The sequence below is a fragment of the Haladaptatus caseinilyticus genome (assembly GCF_026248685.1).
Classification (GTDB): domain Archaea; phylum Halobacteriota; class Halobacteria; order Halobacteriales; family Haladaptataceae; genus Haladaptatus; species Haladaptatus caseinilyticus.
In genome coordinates, this window is the sequence record NZ_CP111037.1 from 168,668 (window position 1) to 194,055 (window position 25,388).

A 25,388-nucleotide genomic window follows, 5' to 3' on the forward strand; every position below is an offset into this window, starting at 1 on the left:
CGAGGACGCCTTCAAGGCTGGAATTTTGTAAGATATCTCGGCAGGATTCATGCCTTTGTGGTTCGATTCTCCGACTCGATGTGCGAGGGACCCAACGCCGAAGCGGGTCTGTCCCCCGGTTCGACCGGACAGTCGTCGGTCCCTCGTGGCATCGTCACCACGAGTGGGTCGCGGCCGCTGGCTGAGTAGACCACGTCCCTGCGTGCGGTCCAGCGCTCGTACCGCTGGGTATTGATTCGAACCGGCGACGACGGGAAGACCTGTGCGCCGACTGTCGTCCAGGACCGTTGTGCGACGACCGGGCAGTTCGGTGACGATCCGCCTCCGTGTAGCCATTGATAGAGCGGCGTGTATTGTACGCTGGTCCGATACGGGTAATATCGCGACGACATGAACGCGATGTGACCGTCGCTGAGCCAGCCACCTTCGATGTGATTCGACGCGAACGTCCCTGTGGCGAATTCGGAGGATGTGACCGTCGGTTGTGCGGATGTTGCGTGTAGCCCGGTGAACGCAAACGGCGCGCTGACGAGAATACAGAGGACGACGAGTGGAACGACCGCTTGCCGAGCGACGGATAGCGACGATGCTGAACCGCGTCGATATCCGATTTCCACGGCCCCAATGGCGGCGAGAATACCCAGAGCAAAATGCACGAATATCTGTCCGCGAACGGCGAGTGCTTCGTACTCGTGCGTGAGGTTGCTGGTCATGGCGAAACCGATGAGAGCGAGTGGTCCGACGAGCAGGCCAACGACGACGGCCGATACTCCCTCGTCTCCCGATAACTTCGGAAGTGCCCACGCGGCAACGAGTCCGATGCTCGCGACGGGAATCAGGAACGCCAACTGTAACGGTGCCGTCGAGGCGGACCCGGGGAAAATCGGGAGGAAGTGATTAGCGACCAACAGGGCAACGACACCGACGACGACACCAGCCGGAACGAATCGTTGGACGACGGTCCCAGCGGACGGAAGCCACTGGGCGAGGACGACGAGGAATATCACCCATGCGAGAAAGAGGCCGGGGAGTTCCGTGATATATCCCGCCGCAGTGAGTCCCGTATAGTAGTAATAAACCAACATGTATGTCCAAAACAGGACGAGGACTGTCGAGCCGAAGACGATTCGCCGCCTCGTCGGATTCTTGAGCGCGCGGACGAAGATGGCGAGGAGCACGAGCGCGCCAATCATCGAACTGAGATTGTGCGTAACCGGGAGGGCTACCACGAACGCGAGCGTGAGCGCCATCCACGCTGGGCGTTCGGTTCGGAGGGCTCGATAAAATGCGAGCGCCGAAAGGATGACGAGCGCGTGCCCGAGCATCTCGCTACTGACTGCCGCCGACCGACCGAGATACACCCCTTCGAACGCCAGTATCAACCCGGCGAGAAGCGCCGCGAGGCGAGCGTGTGATGGCTTCCATTCGAGTCGCTCACAGACGTGCCGAATGAGTACGATCACCGTGAGCGCCGGAACGGTTCCGATGATAGCCACGAGAAACTGTGCGATGCCGAGTGGCTCGATACCGGTCGCTTGACTGACCGCCGCCAAGTATGCGGTGAGGACGTACTCGTCGGGGTTGAGTAACTGCGAAGCGGCGGAGAGGTGGCCCGTCGCTCCCGCCGTCCGGGCGAGCGCGGCGAAATGAAACCCATCGACATTGTACGGAAGGGGGGTCCAGTGAAGTGGAAGCATCCGCATTGCGACGCTCACGACGAAAACGGTCAGTGCGACGAGGGCGTCTCCTCGGCGATTACTCATTCGATTTACCACCTGACTCCGCGGACCGTCGTGTTTGCGGCGGACGTTCGGAGAGGAGTGAGTCGGGGTCTTCCCCGATGAGCGTCCCGGCGACGAACACCGAACTGAGACACATGACACCGATTCCACCCACAACGACACCAACCACCACGGGGAGGTTGAGCAACGGGGTAATTCGAACGCCGTACATGACGAGCAATCCTGCTTTGGCCAAGACTGACACCGTAGCGATAGCGACTGCGAACGCGAGGAGGGTCGCAAATGTCCCGACCACCACCGCATCGAAGAGGATGAGCGAGAGGATGCGGAACGGGGACGCACCCGTCGCACGAAACACACCGACCACTCGCCGCCGAGAATGAACGGTGTACGCGACCGTCGCCGTGGTGCTCCCGACCGTCATCAATCCTGCTAAACAGACGAACACGCCGACGAGAAGGTTGAGGTCGCCGAATGCGGTGGTGATTGCACGACTGATGCCGGTTTCACCCTTCCGTCCGCTGTTGGCAAGCGCGCTTGCGATTCGATCGTCGCCGACGACCTGATACGTCCTCTCGGCGACTGTCCGGCCGCCGACCATCGCACGGACGGTGACCGAACCGGGTGATCGATGGTCAAGTTGCGTTCTAATCGTCTTCCGCTCGCCCGGTTTCAACCGTATCGTACGGGTGTGTCGGTCGCTTTCGGTCGCAATCGTGACCGTTCGCGAGAGCGTCTCGTTCCACGGATTGGTGAGCGCGACCCGTGCGGTCGGTCGTGTGAGAAGCGTCGGTTTGCGCGGTTGCACACGAAGATGACCGACGAGCGTCCGTGACGCGGTTTGAGAGACCTGAATCGTCCTCGTCGTCATTTGTTCCCCGGACGTGGCACGAATCGTCGCGTTCCCTGGTGAACCGAATCGAACCCTCGCCGTCCCGTTCGATCCCGTTGTCGTCGTTTCGTCCCCCACCGAGACGGTCGCGTTCCGTATCGGATCCCCACCGATACCCGAAACACGAACGAGAGGTGTGCTGTTCGGTGGAGTGCGCTCGGGAACCCCGTGGAGTTCGATGGCGTCGCGCGGAACGACTCGAACCGTCCGATTATATCCCCCGACGGTAACCCGTTTCGGGCCAAGACGCGTCGTCGGAACGCGGATGGCGACTTCGCGGCGCTCGCCTGCACCGAGCGAGACGGTTTTCGAGCGTGTCCTATCGCCGACGTGCACCCGAACCGACTTGTTTACTCGGTTCGAACCGAGATTTTCGAGTTGGATTCGAATGGGTATTGTTGCCCCCTTTCGTATCCGCGTCGGGACGGAGACGTCGCCGATAACGGCGTCACCGTTTTCGTCCGAAGCGATAGCGGTCGGGGTTCGAATCAGCTGAACCATCCCCGGTTCGACGCGTGCCAGGTGACGGGCCGTCGGGAGTGGGACGAGCAGTTGGTCGTCCATCGCCCCAGGTGCGGCGTATTCGCCGACGATAGTCACCCGGTCGATACCGGCTGTCGTACTTCCGCCGAGCGTCACCGTGTCGTTCGGTGCGAGGTCGAGCGTCCGCGCCAGGTCGGCACCGATAACAGCCTCACCGGGGGAACGCGGTTGTCGTCCTCGGACGAGGCTGGCGTTCGATACTCTCGCGAACGATTCGAACTGCATCCCTCGAACGACCATCGGTTCGCCGTCGTGGACGGCGAACGCGAGTATTTCGGGACTCGCCTCGGTGCCACGGGTCTCGAGCGCGGTCGCATAGTTCGCGGGGACACGACTGGAGATCGGATGGGGGGCATTCGTATCCGAAATCGTCGTCCCGCTGGTTTGGACGAGTGGCGTGACAACTCCCGTGATCGAGGCGACGAGAATAACGACCGTTGCAAACGCCGCGAGCGGTACGACGCTCGGAACGAGAACCCGCCAATCAAGCAGCGTTAGTGAGCGCATTCCGGAGAGTGTATCGCGAACGGACGACCGCCAGCAGGACGAGCTGAACCGTAGACCGGAGGGTATCGGGGGGTGACGAGTGATTCGCCATGCGGCCAAAACGCCCGCCATCGCTCCGACTACGATAGTGACGCCGTACAATGGCAGCAGGAACGTCGCCGCACGTGGCGTTACGTGAATCGAGAGCGATGTCGGAATGCCGAGATAGATGGCCGCGTTGACGACGACGTTCGTGGCAACGACGCCCGTTGCGTAACCGAGCACGGTACCGACGGCAGTGATTGCCCCCGCTCGAATCCCGTATAGGCGGAGGATCCGTCCGGGTACGCCACCGGTTGCGCGGACGACGCGAATCGCACGTCGTCTGTCGCGCGTGTGCATCCTCGTAACGCCGTACACGGTCACGCCGACGAGAACGCTGGTCCCGACGGCAGTGACACCCAAGACGGTGATGACCTGTTCGATTCCCGCGAGGAAGAACGGGAGTGCCGACCGGAGGGGGGTACCGTCGTCGGGTTGGTTTCCTTCGTTTCCGGAAGTCGGGTCGACGACGAAAGCCCCCGTGCGCCCGAGACGGTCGACGACCGACTCGTCCGCCACGTACCAGTACGGTGGAATGATGGACTCATCATCGCTTCGAGAATTGATGAGAAGCGTTCGTCGGGTCGCTTCTCCGGTCACCGTCTGTTTCGTTTTGGACGCGACGACGCCGCTAGAAACACCCGAATCGGGGGAACACGGCATCGAATACGACGTGTGTTTTCGAAATTCTCGGGCTCGGTCACACGAAACGCCGACCACGAACGTCGACACCCCGTTCGATTTCGTCACCGATGCGACGGGAAGAACGAGCGCGCCGTCGTCCGCGTCAACGCGGGCTTCCTGCATCGTCTCGTAGTAGGTCGCTCGTCCGCCAGCATCGTACTCCTTGGCTATAGACGTCGTCTGGGAACCCGCGGCGAGAACGACCAGTGTTACGCCCGTGATGAACGCCACGGTTACGACGACAACGAGGACGGCGAGCGCATCACGTCGAGACCACCGTGTCAACAGGTGTCGTCGATACCCCATGTCTTACCCTCGCTCTCCTCGTCGGGTAGTCTTCGATTCGTTCGCCGGTGTGGTCCACAGATGTGTTTCCTGCGCCGCGCTGTCCATCGTCGGCGTCGGTGGTGGGCCACCCTTGTAGAGGAGGAATGCCACTCGCTGACGGTTTCCGACGACGGTTGGCGGAGCGGAGTAATCGAGTTGTCGCCTCTCACCGTCGGTGAGGGTCACTCGAAACCGTTCGAGCGTTCTTCGGTTCGTTACCGACGTCGGGTCGTCGGCAGCGACCTGCTGTCGCTGGACGATGACGGTATACCGAACGGTGCGACCCTCGTGGTTTTCGACACCGATTCGTAGGTCCCGTGGTTCGTCGCTCCGGACGAGCGACCGTCCGTCCGGCGGTACCATCTCCGAGCCGTTTTTCGTGAGGAGGGACATCGTCGTGTACGACTCGGTATGGTCGAGACCGGCAAGTGCGAACCCGATGCTCCCGACCGATGCAAGAATCAGGAGGACCAATACGACGTTCAATCGCCGATCCAGATTCGAGCGGAGTCGGGGAGCAATCTTCGGTGTTCGAACCCGTCGCCGAGATTCATTCCACCAGTTCCGTATCGAATCGCCGAGGCATCTGTCACCGACCGTTCGGAGACGCAGTGCAGCGACCACTGATGCGGCGAAAGTGCAGACACCCGCCGACACCGTCACCGGAACTGCTCGGATGCCGATACCGGCATGATCCAGCGTCAACGCGATTGCGGCGACGAGGAGAACGCTGATACCGATGGCAAACACGTTACGCTCCAACTCATCGAACTGGATCGCTACTGTTCCGTTGGAGCGGTTCGATTTCCCGCCATCGGCCACTGGAAGCAGGGCTGTGACGACGGCGTAACCGGGGAAGAATAGGAGCAACGGTAGCGTGAGAACCAATCTAATCGGTTGTTCGCGGATCCCCGGAGCGAACGGAGCGATGGCCCCGAGAACTGAGAACACGTCCACCATAACGAGAGTAAAAAATAAACGGAGGGCTCGATGGGAGTCCGACGTGTCACTCATTCTGCTAGTCCGACAATAGCCATCGTCAAGTATCCTTCTGAAATTTTGACACTCGGTTGCGTGGTAAGAAGGGAAATAGTTAGACGTTTGTCCTGCTGTTTCGACGGTTTTTCGTCGTATATCGAACGATTGGAGGACGGAAAACAATGGCCATAGACCGGAAACGGTCGGTTTCGGAAGGGTCACTTTCGCCCGACGCCGGGGAACTGAGAGTCTGCTCACGTTACCATCTTGGAACTCTTTCCAACTATCGGATCCGCGTCGCTAGCACGTCGATTTGATGGGCGATGTACGTGAGTTCTCCCCGTTCGACCTGTCGCGTACGCGTTCGAAACCACTCCGCGAACGCGTCCGAGTCGATGTCGCGGTCGTTACCGACCACCGACGCCACGGTTTCCAGAATGTAATTCAGAAACGTGGCTTCGTCCGCAGGATACGAACCATCCCGTGGATACACCACCCAGTCAGAACTTCCTGCGGCGAGTATCTCTGCTTCGTGGCCCGGGAGGTCGGCCAGCAATCGACGTCCTGCGTCGCTGAACCCCCTTCCCCCTCCCATGTTTCGATGATACAGCCGCTCGACCTGTTCGTCCAGTGGATTCGGCGGATGAAAAAACGACCCTCCGTCGAAGGTGATCGGAAAGTAACACACGCCGCCGGGCGCGAGTGCCGAAAGAAATGCGGGAAGTGCGGTCTCGAGGTCGAACAGGTCCACGACCGCATGCCCGATGAGTGCGTCCCACTGCTCGTCGGTCTTTTCCACGAATTCCACGGCGTCCGCGACTTCGAACGTCACCCCCAGCTGGTGATTGCCGTCGTCGAGTCGCAAAGTCTCATCTTCGGGTTCGAATCCGTAGGCGACCAATCGCTCACGAGCAGTTGCGACGTTCTCCGGATCTATATCGAGGACTGTGTACTGCACCCGTTTCGGAAGACGCTTCCACGAGACGAGTCGCTCGAGCATCGCACCAGTTCCACCACCAATTTCGAGGATTCGAATTCCGTCCGAAAGCTCACACTCGAACTGACCGAGTACGCGGCGATTCAACGCCCTATCGTCCACCGTCCGTTTCGCGTCGAGATACTGTTGGAACGTCATGGTTTCGTGGAAATCGGTTCGTGTTCGATGACGGTATCGAGCAATCGCTCGACCGCGTCCGTCGCGTCGTCCCATCCCGTTTGCGCGTCGTATCGGTCCCGTGCTGCCGTGCTCATTCGTCCGAGTTCGTCCCTGTCGTCCCGCACCGTTCGAACCGCTTCGGAGATCGCGCTGGGGTCCGCCGGTGGAAGCAAAAACCCGTTTTCGCCATCGGTGACGATTTCGCTCGCGCCGCCCGCCGTCGTCGCGATGGCAGGAAGCGAGAACGCCATTCCTTCGAGGTAGACGAGACCGAATCCCTCGTACAGCGACGGAACGGTCAGCACGTGGCTTCGAGCGAGATGCCCGGCAACAGCCTCGTCGGGAAGTCTCCCCGTGAACGAGACGTTCCTGCGGAGACCGAGGTCGTCACGAAGGCGACGCATTCGGTTTGCATACTCCTTGTCCGTCGATGACCCGATAACCGTGAGATGCCAGTCTCCGGACACCGACGAAAGCCCGTTGAGCAGAACGTGCAGTCCTTTTCTGGGAACGAGATTACCGAGGAAGACGAGATGGAGGGTTCCATCGAACGTCCGACGAACCGGTGGCAATGGTTCGAACCGGTCACCTGCCGGGTACGCGACCGTCGTCGGTAAATAGTTCGAATCGTTGGAATCGAGCAGGTCGAGGACGGACCGTCGCGTCGTCTCGCTGTTACAAATCGCACCATCGAGAGTCAGGAAGTAGTTGCGCTCGACCCGCCGATAGCCACGGTTTTTCCACCCCGCTCGCGGTTCGTCCGACCGAAGGTGATGAACAACGGAAACGACCGGCACGTCGAGACCGTGGTTCAGCCAGATCAGCGATGGATGACAGAGGTGGTCCTCCATGAGGACGTCGAACCCCGAGAGTCGCGATCGGAGTCGGGACGAGAGATTATGTAGGAGACAGCGACCGTACGACTGCCACGGGATAGTGATGACCTGTACGGTATGCCCTCGCTCACGGAGGGTTTCGACCAGTTTTCGGTCGTATCGAAACCCCCCCGAACGCTCCGAAAGCGACCCGTAGACGACGAATCCGAGACGCATCACACTGGCCGTTCGAAACGAGCGTATGCATCGTCGTCTTCCCACAGTGTGACCCCGATTTCCGTGACTTCCGGGGTATCGATATCGCCGAGCACACGTTCACAAAACGATCGGGCGAAACGCTCGACACTGGGGTTTCGTCCTTCGAACTCCGGCAGGTCGTTCAACGTTTCGTCCTCGTACCGGCTAATCGCCCCGTTCATCGACTGACGAACGGCGTCGATATCCACGAGATAGCCGAACTCGTCCAGCGAGTCGCCACGGAGATGGATTTCCGCCTTGTAGCGATGGGAGTGGTGGTCCCCTTCCTGACCGGGGTTCGGGACTGTCAAATAATGCTGTGCGACGAACGTCTTTGAAACGGTTACTTCGTACATTGGTTAGTCGTATGTCAGGAGTACACCCACCGCCTCGTCCGGCCGTTCGTCCAACAGCTGGTACGCTTCGTGGGCGTCTTCAATGGGAATTCGATGCGAAACGAGGGAACTGGAATTGAGATGTTCGAGTCGTTGCCAGGCGACGGTGATCCTGCGTTCGGTATCCCACCGCCCTCGCAGCTCTGGGTCGAGCGTACTCACCTGCGTGCTTTCTATGTTGATACGGCTCCGATGAAACGACCCACCCAGATTCAACTCGGCACGCTTCTCACCATACCACGACCCGACTAGCAACCGCCCATCGTATCCCGTCACCGCCACTGCATCGTCCAGCGCTGCGGGATTGCCGGAGAGTTCGTAGGTCAAATCCGACCCGTTCGGCGTTCCCATTTGGGAAAGGACGGTTTCGATTTCTTCGCGCACGTTACCGCTCGCGTCGAGACAGCAATCCGCACCCATTTCCCTGGCGAGTTCGCGTCGCTTGGCGTAGCAGTCGAGCGTCACGAGGTTCGCGAGCGGGCAGTCCGCAAGGAGGGCAGTCGTTACCAATCCGACGAGACCCTGACCGAAGACGACCGCCTGTTCACCGATTTTCGGTGCGCCATCGAGGACGAAGTTCACCGCCGTCTCGACGGTCGGTAAGAGGACGGCGTCCGCCGGTGAGATCCCACCCGGTATCCGGATGAGATCCGTCGGCGACGCGAGGAAGCGACTGGTATGTGGATGAAACGCGAACACTGACTCGCCCATCCACTCGTGCGAAACGTTTTCACCGATTGCCACCACGGTTCCAGCCGTTGCGTAGCCGTATTTGAGCGGGAACTCGAGCGTTTCTGAAAGCGCGCTAATCGTTTCGTCAGCTGCCAATTCTGTCGGAGCGTCGCCCCGATACACGAGGAGTTCGGTACCCGGACTGACCGCCGAAACCTCCGTTCGAACGAGCACTTCGTCCTGTCCCGGTTCGGAAACCCCTTCCACGCGAATGTCGAGTTCGCGTGCCCCCGTGAAGTAAACCGATCGTGCGGATGGCACATATGTCATGCAACGGATTTGAACAAATCCCTTTCGGCTACCACGTTCGGCCACGACGTCGCCGAACGAGGTCGCACACTGACTCTCGAATGGATTCCAGTAGCGATTTCGAAGGAACGCCAAGATATGCACGTACTGTGTCGTAGGAACCTAATTCTAGCATCCGAAGCGCCCGCGCAGTCGCTCGATAGTTACCGTCCGCAACGCGTGGCGGCAAGCAGTCACGATGGTCGATCAAGACGAGTGGGTCATCGGATGGGTTTTCGGAAAATGCCCGCACGCGACGTACATCGACTCCCGTCTCTGATTCCAGTATGGCAATATCACCCGCTGAAATACGTCTTGCCGCACCCAGAATCGTATCGTCCGGAGAGAGCGCTCGCCACGACAGCGTTTCCGGTCCGTCGATAACTCGTAGCCCCTCGAACGCATCTCGGGAGAGCGTTAGCCGTCGCCATTCGATAGGTGCCTTCCGCCAAACGAACGACGCGGCACCTGGCTTCGCATTCAACAGTTCGTCGAGCGCTTCTTGTTCCGAGAGGGAACTGACGTCCATTGTCGGGACGTCCGGCTTTTGGACTTCGAGTTCGAGCCACCGTTTGAGGACGTATTCCTGTGACACACGAGTCATCTTCTCGTCAGTTCGACTCCGGAGAACTCGAATTGGGAGCCCCCACCCATCGCTTCATAAAGCGGACTATCCGTGGGAGACGTATCGCTCATTCTGCTCAGTTTTCTCGATAGAGACTCCATACTGGCATAATTGTTATGGATGAAGAATGTTTTTCGGCGGGTGGGCGACCACCGGCGCGTATCTTTATTCACGCTTCGCCCGTCAATTCAGACGGGGAAACCATGTTCAAGGACAGAACGGATGCGGGGGAACGACTCGCGGAACTCGTCCGTAGTGAGGAGGTAACAACCGATATTGTACTCGCGATTCCGCGCGGTGGATTACCGGTCGGACGTCCGGTGGCGGATGCACTCGATGTGCCGTTGGATGTGGTGGTCGCGAAAAAACTGGGCGCACCCGGCAACCCGGAACTCGCGATCGGTGCCGTCGGAGCCGATGGGAGCGTCTGGTTGAACGACGCACTTATCGAGCGTGTTGGGGCCACTGACGCATACGTCGAACGGGAGCGCCAACGAAAGGCCGAGGAGGCTAGTGTGAAAGCGACACAATACCGTGGTACTGGATCGATACCGGATCTCGATGGCAAACGCGTCGTCGTTGTTGACGATGGAGTTGCAACCGGTGCGACGACGGTTGCCTGCATTCGCCAGGTGAAGAATGCGGGTGCGAGTCACATCATCCTCGCCGTTCCGGTCGGATCTCCCAGTTCCATCGAGCGACTGCATAGCGAAGCGGACGAGGTCATTTGCATCGAGGCACCACCGCATTTCGGGGCAGTCGGCCAGTTCTACCGTGTGTTTGGCCAGGTGCCGGACGAAGTTGCACGGACGTATCTGCGTGAATAAGTGCAGATGACTGTCTTCGAAGGAAAAGCGCTCGTTCGCATCGGCCGCAATCAAAACATCGGTACTGTCGGGTGTGAACAGACACCGTATTCGCTCGTTTTGTTCCACTGAGGGCGACGTAATTGACAGCAGTATAGAGGACAACAGCAGTAACCGGCGGACGTAATATCGAAACGGTTTTGTCGGTTTCGCCTCACCTTTTTCAGAGTAGTGTCCGTTCAAACTGCGATTAACCCCGGATTCAGACTTCATTAACCGGGAATACGGTAGAGTGAAGATCACACCATATTCCGAAATGCTTAAGTACGTTTCGTCCTAACTACTGGTTAGGAAGCAAGCTTCCGGGATTTTTCAGGTTTTCCCTGCCGGGAGCCTCCGCCAACGCACAACCATGACTTCAACAAGAATCCAGCGCTACGACGAGTCCGGCGTAGCGACCCACGAAAAAGAGCGCGAGAGCGAGGACGAACAGGAACAGGAGAACGTCTGCCCCGAGTGTGGTGGGAACCTCATCACCGACACGGGCCATGGCGAAACCGTCTGTGCCGAGTGTGGTCTCGTCGTCGATGAAGACAACGTGGACCGAGGGCCGGAATGGCGTGCCTTCGACGCCAAAGAGAAGGATGAAAAATCCCGCGTCGGCGCGCCGACGACGAAGATGATGCACGACAAGGGGCTTTCGACCAACATCGGCTGGCAGAACAAGGACGCCTACGGCAACACTCTCGGCGCCCGTCAGCGCGAGAAGATGCAGCGACTCCGAACGTGGAACGAGCGGTTCCGCACCCGCGACAGCAAGGAGCGCAACCTCAAGCAGGCGCTTGGCGAAATCGACCGGATGGCCTCCGCACTCGGCCTGCCGAAAAACGTCCGCGAAACGGCGAGCGTCATCTATCGACGCGCGCTCGACGAGGACCTCCTTCCGGGCCGTTCCATCGAGGGTGTCGCCACCGCGTCACTGTACGCCGCCGCTCGACAGTCCGGCGTGCCTCGCAGCCTAGACGAAGTAGCAAGTGTCAGCCGAATCGAGGGGATGGAGTTCAAACGCACTTACCGGTATATCGTGCGTGAACTCGGCCTCGAAATCCAACCGGCCGACCCGCAGAGCTACGTGACTCGGTTCGCCTCTGACCTCGACGTCAGCGATGAATCCGAACGGAGGGCACACGACCTGCTCGAAGCCGCGAAAAAGCAGGGCGTCCACAGCGGAAAGAGTCCAGTCGGACTCGCTGCGGCGGCAGTATACGCCGGTGCGTTGCTCACCAACGAGAAGGTAACCCAGAGCGAAGTGAGCGAGGTCGCGAGCGTGAGCGAAGTCACGATTCGTAACCGATACCAGGAACTGCTCGAATCGGCGGAAGACCGTCGTGCCGTCGCCTGATCTCTGGTAACAGCGAACGGGTCCGTACTCGAATCGGCCGCCACACTCATTTCATACGATGCTGTATCAGTTGATTATAGATGCCCGAGTCTCGAATCGGGTTGCGTCGCTACGTCGCATCGATTTTCGCGTTCCTCCTACTCGCTAGTCTTCTCGTCGCTCAGCCAGGGATTCTCACGCAGACCACATCGGATGAAGACATCTCGAAGGGCGCTGAGGACGTACGGATCGTCTCGCCGCATCCGAACAGCGAGGTACAACTGTGGCCCTTCACGAGTCGGCGCAAGTCGTTCGACTCGTTGACGCTCCCTATCAACGCTGTCGTTCGCGGCCATGCTTCGCGCGTCGTAACTCAACTACGCAATCGCCGGGGATCGGAGTGGCGAAACGACAGTCGTGAGTGGCAAGGTATCGGCGGTGAGGACGACCCGAGAAAGACGGACGGCGAGTCCGTTCAATGGGACAATACCACCGGTGCGGTGCGATACACCTACATTCAGGCACCCGGTTCACGTGGCGGCTGGATCTCGGAGACGGCCCAACTCCACGATGGTACCTACTTCGGGTCGCGCTATCACCTCAGGTTGTATGAAGGCGGCAACGGAAACGAAACGTGGACGGCGATTCAAGCACACCACGAACACTGGGACTGGTTTCGACTACGGCATTCGGTTGGGTCGCTCGCGTCGGCCCAGTACTACCTCGATAGCCAGTTCTACGGGAAATGGTACGTCGATGGCATTTCCCGCAAACGATTCGCAAATGGTGGTATCGCTGATGGCGACGGTTGGGTTTCGGTCGTCGATTTACGGCCGGTGAGCGACCTGCATCCAGTGACGCTCCTCTGGATTGCGCTCTTCTTCGGTTCGGTCGGCGTCGGGCAATCCCTGCGGTCATCGGCTCGAAGGGTCGTCTCGTGGCTATCGATGGAAACGTCCCAACGGGGCATCGTTCTCTTTTTCTGTCTTTCCTGTTTGCCGCTCGCGGTTCGTACTACGAGCATCACCGTTGAAACCACCGTCTCGGCGATTCCGGTGAAAGCTATTGCTGGTGTCGGCTACCTGATTCTCGTCGTCGGTCTTCCTCTCGTCGCCGTTGGACTCCCGGCGGGTGGCAAATCGCCCGACTGGTTCAGTGTCGCGACGTTCGGGTTAGGGCTGGGATTCCTGCTCGATTATGGATACATCGGCGTCACGGTCCTCCCGATTATGGTCGTCCTTCACCGACTCTCCATTATCGGCATCGTTGGTCTGCTCGCGGTCGGCGGTGCTCGACAGAACGAAGCGGGTCGCTGGAACACGGTGGTGAAAATCGGTCTCGTGCTGTGGGTCTGTGTGCTGTCGTGGCCGCTGTTTTACAGCCTCTGAGTCGACCCTCAGTTCCCGGTACCCAAATGGGCTACACCGAAAACTGCATCTTCGGCATCGTCATGAATGCCGTCTCGTAGCCTTCGTGCCGGGAAACCTGGGGGACCGAATCCACGGCGACGACCAGTTTATCGCCCGATTTGACGCTCGACACGTTCGCGCCGTAATGATACCCAACGTCGGGGTCGATGGTCGGTTTCAACGGTCCGTCGAAGATGGATTCACCATCCCGGTTCAGTTGCGCCGAGAGCGACATCATCGGGATTGGATACCGGTTGCTGTACGGCGTCCGCGGCGAAACGAGCAGATAGGTGTCCTGCGCGAGGTTCGAGTCGTTCACCGCCGTCACGAGGAATTTCGCGTCGCCGCTCGTGGCCTCGCCGACGAACTGTCCCGGAAGGTCGTTTTTCGGCGGAACGTGGCTCATTGGCATCATCTCCATCTCCATCGGTGGGACCGACCCCTGCGACCCTTTCTTCTTGTCCAGGCGGTCAAACGATAGCTCATCTAACTTTCGTTGACTGAACTCGAACTCGGTCGAAAGCGTCGTGGCGGATCCGAACTGCCCGGAAAGCGCCCCGGTTCGGCGGATACCCAGCCCGCTAACCTGCACGTCTGCCTTGTATTTCCCCTCGCCGTTCAATTCCATGTTGTCGCCGAAGTGGAACCCCATGTTCTGGGAAAGCATCGGCCACATCGTCCGGGTATCGCTCCAATCTCCCTTCGAAAGTTCTACGCGGACGTCCCCGGCAGGGAGTACTGTCATCGTCTCGGAATCCCACACGGTCGCCATCAAATGCAGGTCGTCGCCTTCCTGAACGGTGACTTTTTCCTGCTGTTTCGACGTTCCGCCACCCATCAGCCAGAACCGGTGTGGAAACGAGTACATCAAACCGAGTCGCCAACGACCTTGCTTCGCCATTCCCGCCATTGCCATCCCTTCGGTGTGCGTCGGGTAGTACACCGCATCCGGTCGATTTTCGACCATCGGCGGTTCGCGAGGTATCGATCGTGTCTCGAACAGCCCGGCACATCCCGCAAGCGCAGTCGCGCTTCCGAGGGCTGAAGCCTGCAAAAACCTCCGTCTGTTCATTGGCTTGGAGTTACAACTAATCGGGAAAAGGGGTTCTGGTACACCCGTCGAAAAGGCGAACAGCTGAGACGCGGATTCGTCGTTTTTCAGCCTCAACGGACGGTTTCTAATCGCGGTTCGGGTTTGGAAGCGAACGAAGCGAACGAGGTGGCACCAAAAAGTTCCCCCGGCGCTCTACGGTCATGTACTGCAAAATACCGTTGTTCACGCGCTGACCGACGGAGGAGTTCCCGGCGAGATCCTCACCGTTCATCGACTCGCGCGTCCGCTCGAAATCCGCGATAGTACGCTGAACGGCGACGAAGTGAAGCCCTGCCTCACCGCCGTCAGTCGAATCGAAATCACGGCGAAGAATGACGGGGGAATCGTCTTTTCGTGCCCCGGCGGATTTCTGGGAATGACCAACCATCCCGCGTTTTCGGGCGTGTTCCTCGACTTCGCCGATACAGTCGTCACCCATCCCGCTCGAATCGCCGAGGTTGTCGCCCGCTCCCTCGACGCGGCCCTCCTCGGCGTGAACTGGACAGAACATCTTGGCGACGCGCTGGTCGCGACTGTCCTGTTCGTACCACTGGTCCAAATGCAGGCTGATGTTGGAGACGTGCTGTGTCGTCCCCCCGGCGAACGGGCCGTCCTGAATCGTTACGCTGTCCTCGCTGGCCTGGTTCTTCTTGAACCCGGATTTGAACCCCATGTACAGTGGCGATTCCTTCGGAACAGGGTTCGAGTCGGGGATCCCGTTCACGTCCTGATGGTCGGCGGGGAGGCCGTCGCCGACGAATCCGGTGCGACGGTCGGCTTTGTTGAACACGGCTGAGAGTCCAGTTACGTCCACGCCGTTCAACTCGTTGCGGTTTCCGAGCAGGGCTTCTTCCGCCGCAAGCACGAGTTGCGCGTGGTCGCTGGCGAGGTGGACGACGGCGTCCTGTTTGTCGAGTTTCGGGTCCTCGAAGGACGCGAGGGACTTCGGTTTCGGCAGTACGTTGTCGGCACCGAACCGGGTGAAGTACGACGGGGAATAACCGACCGAGAAGAGCAGTCCGTCGTGACTTCGTCTGTACGCGCGTTCGAGACTCTTGAATGCCGATTCTGTCGTTTCGCGCTCCGATTGAGTCGGTGTCGCATTGCTCGCGCCGGCGTAGTTCAGGAAGAGGAGCACCTGGTGCCGGGGAGCAACGTCGTTGCCGTGTTCGTCGTTCTTCAGGAACCGATTCCACGCGTGCTGGCGCTCGGGAAGCGTCGAGAGGTCGTTCGGCCCTTTCGGAACGTCGGGCATGCCACCTCTGTCGAGGCAGGCCGACAGCGCCGCAGACCCGCCGATGGCGACGGCGGCTTTCATGAACTCCCGTCGAGGAATTCCACGCGTCGAATCGCTCATTACTGGTCGTTAGTGACCACGCGAGAAAAGGGGTTCTGGTACGTCCGTCGAAACTCACGTCGCCACTGGGCGCGAGATAATCCACAGCGAAAGGACAGTGTACCCCACCATCAACGTGGTCAGGGGAAGGTGTGCCCACCCAACTCGATCTGTGCGTTCCAGCGCCACATAGTGTGCAGAGAGAACGGCGACGAGGTGACCAGCGACGATGAGGAGGACCTGTGACACCCAAAACGCCGAGAGCGAGAGCCACGCGAGCAACTCGATTTCCGGACCGCCGAGCACCGATAGCAGGCGCGAGAACTGCTGGAGTACAAATGGATAGTTGTGAGCGATTTCGTAGGCGACCGCGATCGGAACGACGGTCGGAGCGAGTGCGCGGGACATGCCGTCCCACGATTCGTCCGATTTCGTGCGTCCAGCGATTTGCCGTGTCAGCGCCGCGACGAGGGTGAAGGCGGCGAGAAACACCAAAAGGCCGCCGAGATAGAGCGGAACGGAAACGACCGGACCGAAGCCTGTCGCATCCCGCGCCGAGAACAGCAGTGTTTGATACTCCGGCGTTTCGGTAAACCCGTCGAAACTAACCGTGTAGACGCTCGCCACGACGAACGCCGAGAGTGCAAGCGACCGAGCAGGTGGGAGACATCCCTGCCACGGTGGTCGGAGGTCCATTCCGTTCCCATCTATTTTGAACGGTGCTACCCGTCCGAAGAGGCCATAAAGGACTGCGAGCGGGTCGGCACGCTCGAACCACGACTCCCCGAATAGGACGCCACCGACCAACATGAGGAGGGCATACCCCGCGAGAAGTACGGCAGTAAGCCGCGGCGAATCCGGAACGCTGGTCAGGTTCTCCGCGATTCCGACGAGGACGAGAAAGCCGACGAGGGCGGGCCAGTCGCCGAGACGGTCCGGGTAGACGAACAGTGCCACCTGCTCTCCCTCCACCTTCGAGAGGCCGTCGTATATCGTACGCCACGGGGCGAGCGTCCGCCAGGGACTGCCGAACAGCACCGCGAACAGGCCGATGCCCTTCAGCCAGACCGACCACGTGAACAAAGTCGCAGGATTGTCCCGCGCGTTCGCCGGGCCGACGGCGCCGACGACGAGAACGAACGAAAAGATCGCCAGAAAGACCACACTCGCGATCCGTCGAAGCAGCGATGTGGTGTCGGACGAGAGTAGGGAAAGTCTCTGTACACCAGTCGGCGTTTTCTCGACCGTGACGGTGAGAAACAGCGCCGTAAGCGCGACGGTCACCCCCGCGCCTCCGAACAAGAGGGGAAGTGGAATTGGCGCGTCAAAACGCGTCGTGACACCATGGGCTGACGCGACGCCCGCGAAAAGCGACAGCGAAGCGAGGGCGAGAAGGAGCGTCCGTCGAAGTCGCATACCGGAAACTCGGGGGGCCGAGGAAAAGTGGCTGTTGGTCTACGATTCGAACCGTTCGAGGATCGGTCGAACATCCCTGAACCGGTCCCCCCGTCGTACTTCGTCAGTTCCCTCATGCCACTCGACGAGCTCGAGTTCGTCCAGTTTCGGCAGATGGATGGCGTACAGCGCCAGTTCGATATGCTTCCGTTCACCCCCGTATTCCCCTTTCAACCGCCGGGTAAAGTCGTGAAGGTCACACTCCCCGTTCAGTAGTTCGGACAGGAGCCGTCGTCGGTAGGCGCTCGAAAGGGCGTCGAATACCGTATCGAGTCTTGTTGACTTCCCGTGCAGTTCACTCTGCATGTCTCCTGCTAGCGATGGCGTTGATAAAGAAATAGTCCCTACTCTGTTTGGGTTACGATTCGTCTAGTACGTCGTCCACTCGGTCCGCCGTCTCGCTCGCTCGAATGTTCGAGTAGCTTTCGTGCGTCGTCGCAATCGATGCGTGTCGAAGTGCGGATTGGGCGAGTTCCGCGTGGCCCTCGCTGTACAACTGGTGTCCCAATCCACGTCGCGCGCCGTGTGGTTTCAGATATTCGCCATCGATATCTAGTCCAGCACCCTCACAGAGCCGTTTCATGAGGTTGCGTGCGCCGCGAGTGGAAATCGCTGGGATGACGATTTCGTGTTCGCGGATCACGTCGTCGATGTCGTTTTCGTCGAGAAGCGTTTCGATTCGACGCTCGCTGTAGTCGCCGTCTAACTGCTCGCGGACGGCGCGATATTTCGACGGAGCGTGGTCGGTCGGAAACACCGGAAACCGTGGTGTTGGCGGGTCGAAAACCCGGTGATAGCGCTCCAATGCGTCGGCGGCTTTCTTCGGGAGTTGGGCGTGCTCGTACTCCCGTGATTTTCCGAAGACGCGAACCGCGCCACCCTCGATATCCACGTCCTCCCACGTGATGCCGGGTCGTTTGTCGTCGGCAGGGGCGCGGAACACTTCCGCGCCCCGAACGCCCGAGAGGGCGAGCAGACGAACCAGTGCTCGGTCACGGTAGGCGCGTTCGCGTGAGATACCTTCTCCGTCCAAAGCCCGCTCGACCCGCTTGTCCATGAACGCGAGGATCGCTTTCCGGTCGCGTTCCGACCAGAACTGGCGGTTCGCGTCGGCGGTATTTTCCGGCAGTTCGGCTTGTGCTCGTGAAACAGCGGCCGGGTTGGTCGTGATGAGTTCGTCGGCCTCGCAGAATCCGAGAAACGCCCGAACGTAGGCGTAGTACGTGTGAGCCGTCGATGATTTCAACTCGCCCTCGCGAACCCGACGTTTGAGATGGCGGGCGTATCGACGGCAGTCGATGACTTTCACGTCGTCTAACTGGGACACGCTTCGCTTCCGTTCGAGCCACTGTTGCCACTGCCGAAGGGCGGAGTTCGCGTTGGTGCGGTAGTTCCCAGCTTCGATACTGGACAGGTACTCGCCGATCGCTCTGGAAAGTGATGTCCCTGTCATGCCAACCGTGGGTCGAATGATCCGGGGAGTCCAGTCCCACACCGGGGACACGTCAGTTCTCGCTCTTCACCGACAAAACGCCCGACTGGACCGAGGTAGCCGCATTCCGAACATCGCCGTATCGGTAGCTGAATCATCGCATCTGTCGATTGGTGAGGGCGGGAAGGATAAAAATCTACGTCCCTTCGTCGGGTGGATGAATGGCGATGAGGCCGTTGCTCTGGACGTAGATGTGATACCCCTCGAACGTGAATCCGATGTGGCTCCCCGTTGGGGGATGTCCACCGGGTCGTGAGGAGAACAACCCGTCCAATGCATCGGGGTCGAACTGATCATACAGAGGACCGATTTCCCGCGGATCTTTGTTCATCGCCTCCGCAACCGCCGTCATCACTGTCGTGCTGAGTGGTTCCGTATCGGTCCAGTCGTGAGTTGTATGGTACGCTGCCGGGGTCGCTCGCGATTGGGTCGTGTTTGACTTGCTCATTGTGGGCACCTCTGAAGTATGTGACTCGTGTGCGTCACACATAAGACCTGAAAAATCATAAAGCCCTGTCAGACGAAATATGGGTGAAAGTCATACGGTCGGAGTCAAAACAGCAAGAAGGGGGAACCGCACTGTTCACGATGTTTGTCTTACGTACTGCTGTCATGCGATTTTGCGTTTTGTGTGGCGATCTACCCTCACTATTGACGTCGAAACCGAACCCTGCCGGGACCATACGGTTTGAGGACACGTTCGAACTCATCAGTCCGACAGTCGATTACTAATCAGTTAGATCAAGTTATCCGTCAATAGTATTCGTTTCAGTATATGTGGCTATTATCATGTCGTTGACCGAAGTCGTTACATCGTTCAACGATCAGTTCATCGCTGCACCGGTTCAACTCGTTAGCTTCTGGCTCTCGGTCACTCTCCCGTTGTTCTACGTTCCACTGTGTGTCGAAGAAACTGACGGCACGACATGCATTCCATCCCTGCCAGCGGATCGTCTCGTCGTTGATACCGTAATCAGGCGCTGCGTCAGAATCCAGTTTTGAGCCCGGGTGATGATGAATCCGTCGTTCGTTGAAACCGTTGATCACTCCCAGTCGTCTCTTTCGATGGTGTACCCGCCACATTCGGGACAGACCTGATAGCGAACCGTATACGTGGTATCACATCCCTTGCATACGTACACAAGGTCCGATACCGATTCCGAATCGGAATGCACACCGAGTCGGCGCATCAATCCCATGCCCCGCGCTTCGAACGTGACAAGTATATAGTTCACCAGAGCGGAGTGAAAGTGAAATTTTTCGGACTTACCGTGACAGCCCAATGGGGCGATCTATTTTCACTCGGAGAATCGGTGTGGAGAGCCAAAAGGAGAACCAAACGGGTAGATCGCCGAGCTATTCAAACGGTATTCATTCGCGTGCTTGTGGTAGTCCCGCAGAGAAGACAGTCAGTGACGCGATACGGTTCACGCGAGAACGCAGCGTTTTCACCCTCGCTTTCCGCTCGCACTTCGATGCTGACCTGATGCCTGGTTCGTCGTCGGCACGTCGAACATTCCTCCGTTCGATTCCGAACGCCTGAATCTCGGGTTATCATGGTTTCGTGTGGTTGGTCGTGTCGTTTGGCCGTGTCTCGCACGATCGTGTCAGTTGTCGATTTTCTCCGGGGAAGTGACGATGAATTCCCCTACCATGTCCATCGTCGGTCGTTAAAAGGAGGTTATGACCAGTTTCTCGAAACCGACTCAGTCGGCGTCGAGAGCGTCACGGACTGTGTTTGTGAGGCTCGTGACGACGGCGTTGCCGACGCGTTCCCGTTCGACGAGTTCGTCGTCAGCGAGTCGCTCCAGATGGTACGAAACGGTCCCTGGCGTCAGATCGAGCGTGTCCGCGAGTGCGGACACGCTCACGGGCTCGTCGCGGGCGACTGCATCGAGCAGTGTGGCCGTCGAATCGTCAGAAAGGGACGCGGATAGGGCGGGGTTCTCGTTTTCGGCCGGATAGACACGGTGTTTGCCGCGAACCGTCGCGGTTTCTACCAACCGTTCTTCCTCCAAGATGCGGACGTGATAGCGGACCGTAGAGCGAGGAATATTTGTTCGTTCGCTGATTCCCGAAAGCGACTGTCCGGGTTCGTCACCTACGGCGTCGTGAATCGTTGCGCGCGTCACGTTTTCGAGAGGGTTCGAACTATCATATCGACTGTAACTTCTGACGGTGTTTGCCGCGACCATCGAGTCGGGTTCGATGTACTCCGTGGATGCGAGGACGAATCCTGCGTATGGGTTGCTAAGGGAGTTCGACACGGTTAGTACGTCGATAGTTTGGAGGTCGTTCGAAGAGTGGTCTCCTGCCGTGGAATGATGAGCGGGGACGTTCGCGCTCACGGGGAGCACGAATCCGAATGGCACGGCCACTGCCACGAGGAGGGCGACGAACGTCACGAGGACCTGATTGACATGTGAATTCATGATACCACGTCGATTTGGTCGGTCTGAGAGTGGGTCTGTGTTCTAAACGAGCATCACCTTTTTGGTGGAGTTCAGTATCAAACACGTGAATAAAGGTCGGAAAGGATACGAACAATACGGAGCTTCGTTGTAGTGACCCCGGAGAGTGGTGGTTCGATCTGCCACCGATACTGTATGGGAACAACAGCAACGATGCAATACCGCTCGACGAACTTCCGCCAGTCGGGTGTTCGTCCGTCAGCTACAGGGTCCACACATCTCCGATTCGGTCACCGACGTCGAGTCCGGTTTCGAGCGCAGGAAGAACGCGACCGTCCCCGACTATCCAATCACCGGCGAACCGGAGGTTTGCACCTTCCGCCTGCCGGAGAACCTCCTTGTCGGCACCCGAGTTTGGGAGTGCATCGCGCCAATGGACCACGTCGTACCAATCCGGCGCGGAGAGTGCGTGGTCGGAGAGCAAGTCAGCAACGAGGTCCGCTGTCGCAGCGACGATTTCCGACTGCTCGTCGTCGTAGTGTTCGGCTGACCAGTCCGGCGCCATCTGAACGACGAGAAGGCTTTCTCCCGCCGGAACGTGCCCCGGTTTACAGGACTCGCGGGCGAGCCACCCGATTTCGTGGTCTTTGTCCGTATTCACCAACGCATAATAGGGTCGGTCGAGTTCGAATGGATAGTGCAGTACGACCGAAAGGATCGTTCGGTAAGGTACGTGCCCGATATGTTCCCGAAGTTCCCGTCGCAGGTCGCCGTCCCACTCAGTGAGGTCCAGTAGGGACGCAGTGACCGGAGCCGGTGGAGTCAACACGAGTTCGTTCCATGGACCGTATTCCCGCCCATTTGTGTCCGTCACGTGCCAACTATCGTTCCGTCGGATTTCCGAGATTCTGGTGCCAGTTCGAACCGTTGCCCCGCTTGCGTCGAGCAGTTGTCGGCCCATCCGTTCGATACCCTCCCGATACGTCCATTTCGGAGCGTCCTCGTCTCTACCTTCGGAAATCTCCCCGTCAACATCGAACGTCCAAACCGGATCCTCGATATCGACGAGTCCATTCGAGTGCCCCTCTGCGAGTTCTCGAACGACGTGAGAGGCGCGTTCGCCGTCTCCTTTAGCGTAGTTTGCGCCGGTGTCGTATCTGCAACCAGCCTGCTCGCGCGTGGCGACGCGGCCGCCGACACGCTCAGTCCGTTCGAACAGGGTAACCGTCGCCTCGTCCCGCAACGCGTAGGCGACACCGAGACCTGCGACGCCAGCGCCGACGACGGCGACACGAGTCACGTTAACGCCCCTCCAACTGCCCTTGCAGACAACGTCTTCGTTCGATTTGACTGTGCAGATTCACGAGCAGAACGTTCGTCGGCCGGCAGGAAAGCGGTTGTGGCGAAGCAGTTCGGAACCGATTCATCGAGCGAAGGATTGTATACTTCAACGGGAGCAGATCATCCGTCGTCAATAGTCAATTGTCCGACCTGTGATGCAAAAATTCAAGGAATCTCTGTCGAATCAAGCACGCAAGAAGATGGACAACGAACAGCAACTGCCGGTCGGGCATCTCGTTGCAGACGACACCGAGGTGTCGATTCCCGTGGTCGAAATTCTGACGGGACGCGGGTTCGTCACCGGTAAATCCGGGTCGGGCAAGTCGAACACCGCGTCGGTCATCGTCGAAAAGCTTCTGGATGCGGGCTATCCGGTCGCCATTATCGACGCGGACGGCGAGTACTACGGCCTGAAAGAGGAGTACGAGCTGTTACACGCGGGAGCGGACGAGGAGTGTGACATCCAAGTTGGCGCGGAACACGCCGAGAAGATCGCATCGCTCGCACTCGAGCAGAACGTTCCTATCATCGTGGACGTGTCCGGCTATCTGGATGACGACGAAGCGGACGAACTCATCCGCGAAACCGCACGTCACCTGTTCGCCAAGGAGAAAAAACTGAAAAAGCCGTTCTTACTCGTCGTAGAGGAGTGTCACGAGTACATCCCGGAGGGTGGCGGAATGGGCGAAACCGGGAAGATGCTCATCAAAGTCGGCAAACGTGGACGGAAACACGGACTCGGTGTCATGGGCATCAGTCAACGACCTGCTGACGTGAAAAAAGACTTCATCACGCAGGCGAACTGGTTGGTCTGGCACCGACTGACGTGGGAAAACGATACGAAAGTCGTCAGTAGAATCGTCGGCGACGAATACGGTGATGCGGTTCCCGACCTCGATGCGGGTGAGGGGTTCGTCCAGACCGACTGGACAGACGGTGGCATTCGGCGAGTCCAGTTTAACCGTAAGCAAACGTTCGACGCTGGGGCAACCCCCGGATTGGATGATTTCGAACGGCCGGAGCTCAAATCGGTCAGCGATGCGCTGATGGGTGATTTAGAGGAAATCACCGAGATACAAGAACAGGAACACAACCGAGTTGCAGAACTCGAAAGTCAGTTAGAGCGCAGAGGCGAGCAAATCGCGGAGTTGGAAAACGAACTACAAACTGCCCGAGACGTCTCCGCCGCCGCGCGAAAGATGGCGAACGCCCTCGCGCACGGCGATGTCGGCGGACCTGAGGACTTCGAACAGCGATTGCGGGAGAAAAACGAGCGAATCCGCGAACTCGAAGCGCGTATCACGGAGTTACAGGACGAACAAACCGATCTGAACGCCTTCGAGACTGAGCCCGAAACCGAGCGAGTGGAACCGTCGGCCGAATCAGCAGCGACGGATGAACAAGGGGAAACGGAGGATGAACCGGAATTCGAGACGGACGATACCACGACGGATGAGGAACCCACGGAAGGCGAGATAGGTCCTGTCGAAGCCTATCGAAAACGCCTTCGAAAACGTGGCTACGAACTCGGAAAGACGGTCTCACGATCATCGAACGACGAATCGACGTCCGTGGTCGAATTAGCCAACTCTGACTCCGTAGTCGTCCGAATCGATGCGGCGCGCCGCGAATCACTCTGTAACGACGACCACACGTGGGACATCATCGCCACTCTTGCGGCGGACGGCCCGATGACTGTTCACGAAATCGCGGACAACGTAACGGCATCCGTCGAACAGATTCAGAGCCTCCTTGCCGAACTTAGAAGTCGCTCGCTCGCCACGCGAGACGAAACTCGAAAGTATGCGCTCGACCGTGCAGGGATGATGGACATTATTACTGATCCCGATGAACGCGCACACGACACGGAACTCCATAGCCAGTGGCGAGAGTAGTGGGAAGCTATCGCCATTCCTCTTCGATACCGGCGTCGTGTTCCGCGTCCTGTAGCCCCCGCGGTTGCCACTCACCGGACGCTCGACATCGATGGATGAGAATTCCGCCGGCCGACAGAAGCACGACTGCAACGAGGAGTTCGATGAAGAGGAATACACCGACGTTCATCGATGACAGTACGGGACGCGTCAGCCTCGTTCTTTCGGTCGTTCTTCTTTCTCGGTAGTAGTACGGAGGAACCGGAACACTCCGGCGAGCATCAGTCCAGCACCGAGCGTCATAGCAACGAAATCGACGTTCGCACCATCTCCATGGAGCTCTGAGTAGCCGAGAAACGCCAGCCAGCAAACTCCTAGCAGGGGGAGGACGAGTGTGCTCCGGTGGCTTTCGGATGTTTCGGTGTTCGATTTGTCGTTTGTTCGTTGGTCCACTCCTGACCAGCCTGTATCGCCACTGTCTCCGCAAGGGTTATAAATTTTTGTTAGATGTCGGCATCTGTATCAGAAACACACCGAAATCACCGACTCATAATTATCTCAAATGTTTTACTATGGATTAATCTATAAACTCAACCGGGATGCCATCGTCGTCGCTATCGTCCACGCTTTGATGTGTCCATCTGGCCGTACTGCGATGGATAGTGGGGCTGGGGAGAATGTCGCGTGTCGCTTGCCGCGTGCCATACGTATAGATGGTCAAATCCGTCGTTCTTGAAGCTTCCCATCTGTGTTCAATGCAGGAACAA

At 58.7% G+C, this 25,388-nt stretch carries 24 protein-coding genes; 5 read left to right on the forward strand and 19 right to left on the reverse strand.

From position 1 onward, the window contains the following. Positions 1-47: 47 nt before the first annotated feature. From OOF89_RS15110 to OOF89_RS15145, 8 genes are all read right to left on the reverse strand, one after another. Positions 48-1,763 (reverse strand): sodium/phosphate symporter, encoded by a 1,716-nt coding sequence (locus tag OOF89_RS15110; RefSeq protein WP_266080504.1) that lies wholly within the window; start codon positions 1,761-1,763, stop codon positions 48-50. Beyond that, complete coding sequence (locus OOF89_RS15115; protein ID WP_266080505.1) at positions 1,756-4,755, reverse strand: FtsX-like permease family protein; 3,000 nt, start codon at positions 4,753-4,755, stop codon at positions 1,756-1,758. Before OOF89_RS15115 ends, OOF89_RS15110 begins: the two co-directional genes overlap by 8 nt. Before the next feature lie 3 nt (positions 4,756-4,758). Beyond that, positions 4,759-5,790: a DUF1616 domain-containing protein gene (locus OOF89_RS15120; RefSeq protein ID WP_266080507.1), complete on the reverse strand. Its 1,032-nt coding sequence runs from the start codon at positions 5,788-5,790 to the stop codon at positions 4,759-4,761. Between the two features lie 247 nt (positions 5,791-6,037). Next, entirely contained in the window at positions 6,038-6,889 is an 852-nt protein-coding gene (locus OOF89_RS15125; RefSeq protein WP_266080509.1) for a class I SAM-dependent methyltransferase, read from the reverse strand. Next, positions 6,886-7,962, reverse strand: a complete 1,077-nt coding sequence (locus tag OOF89_RS15130; protein ID WP_266080511.1) for a glycosyltransferase family 4 protein — start codon at positions 7,960-7,962, stop codon at positions 6,886-6,888. Before OOF89_RS15130 ends, OOF89_RS15125 begins: the two co-directional genes overlap by 4 nt. Next, positions 7,962-8,339 (reverse strand): 6-pyruvoyl trahydropterin synthase family protein, encoded by a 378-nt coding sequence (locus OOF89_RS15135; protein WP_266080513.1) that lies wholly within the window; start codon positions 8,337-8,339, stop codon positions 7,962-7,964. Before OOF89_RS15135 ends, OOF89_RS15130 begins: the two co-directional genes overlap by 1 nt. 3 nt (positions 8,340-8,342) lie before the next feature. After that, entirely contained in the window at positions 8,343-9,371 is a 1,029-nt protein-coding gene (locus OOF89_RS15140; RefSeq protein ID WP_266080515.1) for a zinc-dependent alcohol dehydrogenase, read from the reverse strand. 37 nt (positions 9,372-9,408) lie between these two features. Further along, on the reverse strand, positions 9,409-10,002 hold the full coding sequence (locus OOF89_RS15145; protein ID WP_266080517.1) for a hypothetical protein: 594 nt from the start codon (positions 10,000-10,002) through the stop codon (positions 9,409-9,411). A gap of 224 nt (positions 10,003-10,226) precedes the next feature. Between OOF89_RS15145 and OOF89_RS15150 the strand changes: the two genes are divergently transcribed. The 3 genes from OOF89_RS15150 to OOF89_RS15160 all read left to right on the forward strand — a co-directional run bounded on the left by OOF89_RS15150 (position 10,227) and on the right by OOF89_RS15160 (position 13,598). Further along, positions 10,227-10,850: a phosphoribosyltransferase gene (locus OOF89_RS15150; protein ID WP_266080519.1), complete on the forward strand. Its 624-nt coding sequence runs from the start codon at positions 10,227-10,229 to the stop codon at positions 10,848-10,850. 391 nt (positions 10,851-11,241) lie between these two features. Then, positions 11,242-12,231 carry a transcription initiation factor IIB gene (locus OOF89_RS15155; protein WP_266080521.1) on the forward strand — a complete coding sequence of 330 codons (990 nt, stop codon included), beginning with the start codon at positions 11,242-11,244 and terminating at the stop codon, positions 12,229-12,231. An 80-nt stretch (positions 12,232-12,311) separates the two neighbouring features. After that, positions 12,312-13,598 (forward strand): hypothetical protein, encoded by a 1,287-nt coding sequence (locus OOF89_RS15160; RefSeq protein WP_266080523.1) that lies wholly within the window; start codon positions 12,312-12,314, stop codon positions 13,596-13,598. A gap of 31 nt (positions 13,599-13,629) precedes the next feature. On the opposite strand, the gene OOF89_RS15165 is transcribed toward OOF89_RS15160, so the two are convergent. The 6 genes from OOF89_RS15165 to OOF89_RS15190 all read right to left on the reverse strand — a co-directional run bounded on the left by OOF89_RS15165 (position 13,630) and on the right by OOF89_RS15190 (position 19,443). Next, positions 13,630-14,691, reverse strand: a complete 1,062-nt coding sequence (locus OOF89_RS15165) for a DUF7350 domain-containing protein (RefSeq protein WP_266080525.1) — start codon at positions 14,689-14,691, stop codon at positions 13,630-13,632. Between the two features lie 106 nt (positions 14,692-14,797). Next, entirely contained in the window at positions 14,798-16,069 is a 1,272-nt protein-coding gene (locus tag OOF89_RS15170; protein WP_266080527.1) for a DUF7405 family protein, read from the reverse strand. A gap of 54 nt (positions 16,070-16,123) precedes the next feature. Then, complete coding sequence (locus OOF89_RS15175) at positions 16,124-17,464, reverse strand: hypothetical protein (RefSeq protein WP_266080528.1); 1,341 nt, start codon at positions 17,462-17,464, stop codon at positions 16,124-16,126. Between the two features lie 39 nt (positions 17,465-17,503). Further along, positions 17,504-17,809: a DUF7344 domain-containing protein gene (locus OOF89_RS15180; protein ID WP_266080530.1), complete on the reverse strand. Its 306-nt coding sequence runs from the start codon at positions 17,807-17,809 to the stop codon at positions 17,504-17,506. A 52-nt stretch (positions 17,810-17,861) separates the two neighbouring features. Continuing rightward, entirely contained in the window at positions 17,862-18,956 is a 1,095-nt protein-coding gene (locus tag OOF89_RS15185) for a tyrosine-type recombinase/integrase (RefSeq protein WP_266080532.1), read from the reverse strand. Positions 18,957-19,131: 175 nt separating this feature from the next. Beyond that, positions 19,132-19,443, reverse strand: coding sequence for a HalOD1 output domain-containing protein (locus OOF89_RS15190; RefSeq protein ID WP_266080534.1), 312 nt, complete (start codon positions 19,441-19,443; stop codon positions 19,132-19,134). A gap of 341 nt (positions 19,444-19,784) precedes the next feature. On the opposite strand from OOF89_RS15190, the gene OOF89_RS15195 reads away from it, so the two are divergent. Further along, positions 19,785-19,997: a hypothetical protein gene (locus tag OOF89_RS15195; protein ID WP_266080536.1), complete on the forward strand. Its 213-nt coding sequence runs from the start codon at positions 19,785-19,787 to the stop codon at positions 19,995-19,997. 358 nt (positions 19,998-20,355) lie between these two features. Here OOF89_RS15195 and OOF89_RS24765 read toward each other — a convergent pair whose 3' ends face one another. The 3 genes from OOF89_RS24765 to OOF89_RS15210 all read right to left on the reverse strand — a co-directional run bounded on the left by OOF89_RS24765 (position 20,356) and on the right by OOF89_RS15210 (position 22,706). Then, complete coding sequence (locus tag OOF89_RS24765; RefSeq protein WP_266080538.1) at positions 20,356-20,553, reverse strand: DUF7835 family putative zinc beta-ribbon protein; 198 nt, start codon at positions 20,551-20,553, stop codon at positions 20,356-20,358. 148 nt (positions 20,554-20,701) lie between these two features. Further along, positions 20,702-21,427 carry a winged helix-turn-helix transcriptional regulator gene (locus tag OOF89_RS15205; protein ID WP_266080540.1) on the reverse strand — a complete coding sequence of 242 codons (726 nt, stop codon included), beginning with the start codon at positions 21,425-21,427 and terminating at the stop codon, positions 20,702-20,704. Between the two features lie 241 nt (positions 21,428-21,668). Then, on the reverse strand, positions 21,669-22,706 hold the full coding sequence (locus OOF89_RS15210; RefSeq protein ID WP_266080542.1) for an NAD(P)/FAD-dependent oxidoreductase: 1,038 nt from the start codon (positions 22,704-22,706) through the stop codon (positions 21,669-21,671). A gap of 241 nt (positions 22,707-22,947) precedes the next feature. On the opposite strand from OOF89_RS15210, the gene OOF89_RS15215 reads away from it, so the two are divergent. Then, entirely contained in the window at positions 22,948-24,642 is a 1,695-nt protein-coding gene (locus OOF89_RS15215) for an ATP-binding protein (protein ID WP_266080544.1), read from the forward strand. 7 nt (positions 24,643-24,649) lie between these two features. On the opposite strand, the gene OOF89_RS15220 is transcribed toward OOF89_RS15215, so the two are convergent. Both OOF89_RS15220 and OOF89_RS15225 read right to left on the reverse strand, forming a co-directional pair. Then, positions 24,650-24,811 carry a hypothetical protein gene (locus tag OOF89_RS15220; protein ID WP_266080546.1) on the reverse strand — a complete coding sequence of 54 codons (162 nt, stop codon included), beginning with the start codon at positions 24,809-24,811 and terminating at the stop codon, positions 24,650-24,652. Positions 24,812-24,831: 20 nt separating this feature from the next. Then, on the reverse strand, positions 24,832-25,074 hold the full coding sequence (locus OOF89_RS15225; RefSeq protein ID WP_266080548.1) for a hypothetical protein: 243 nt from the start codon (positions 25,072-25,074) through the stop codon (positions 24,832-24,834). Positions 25,075-25,388 lie beyond the last annotated feature (314 nt).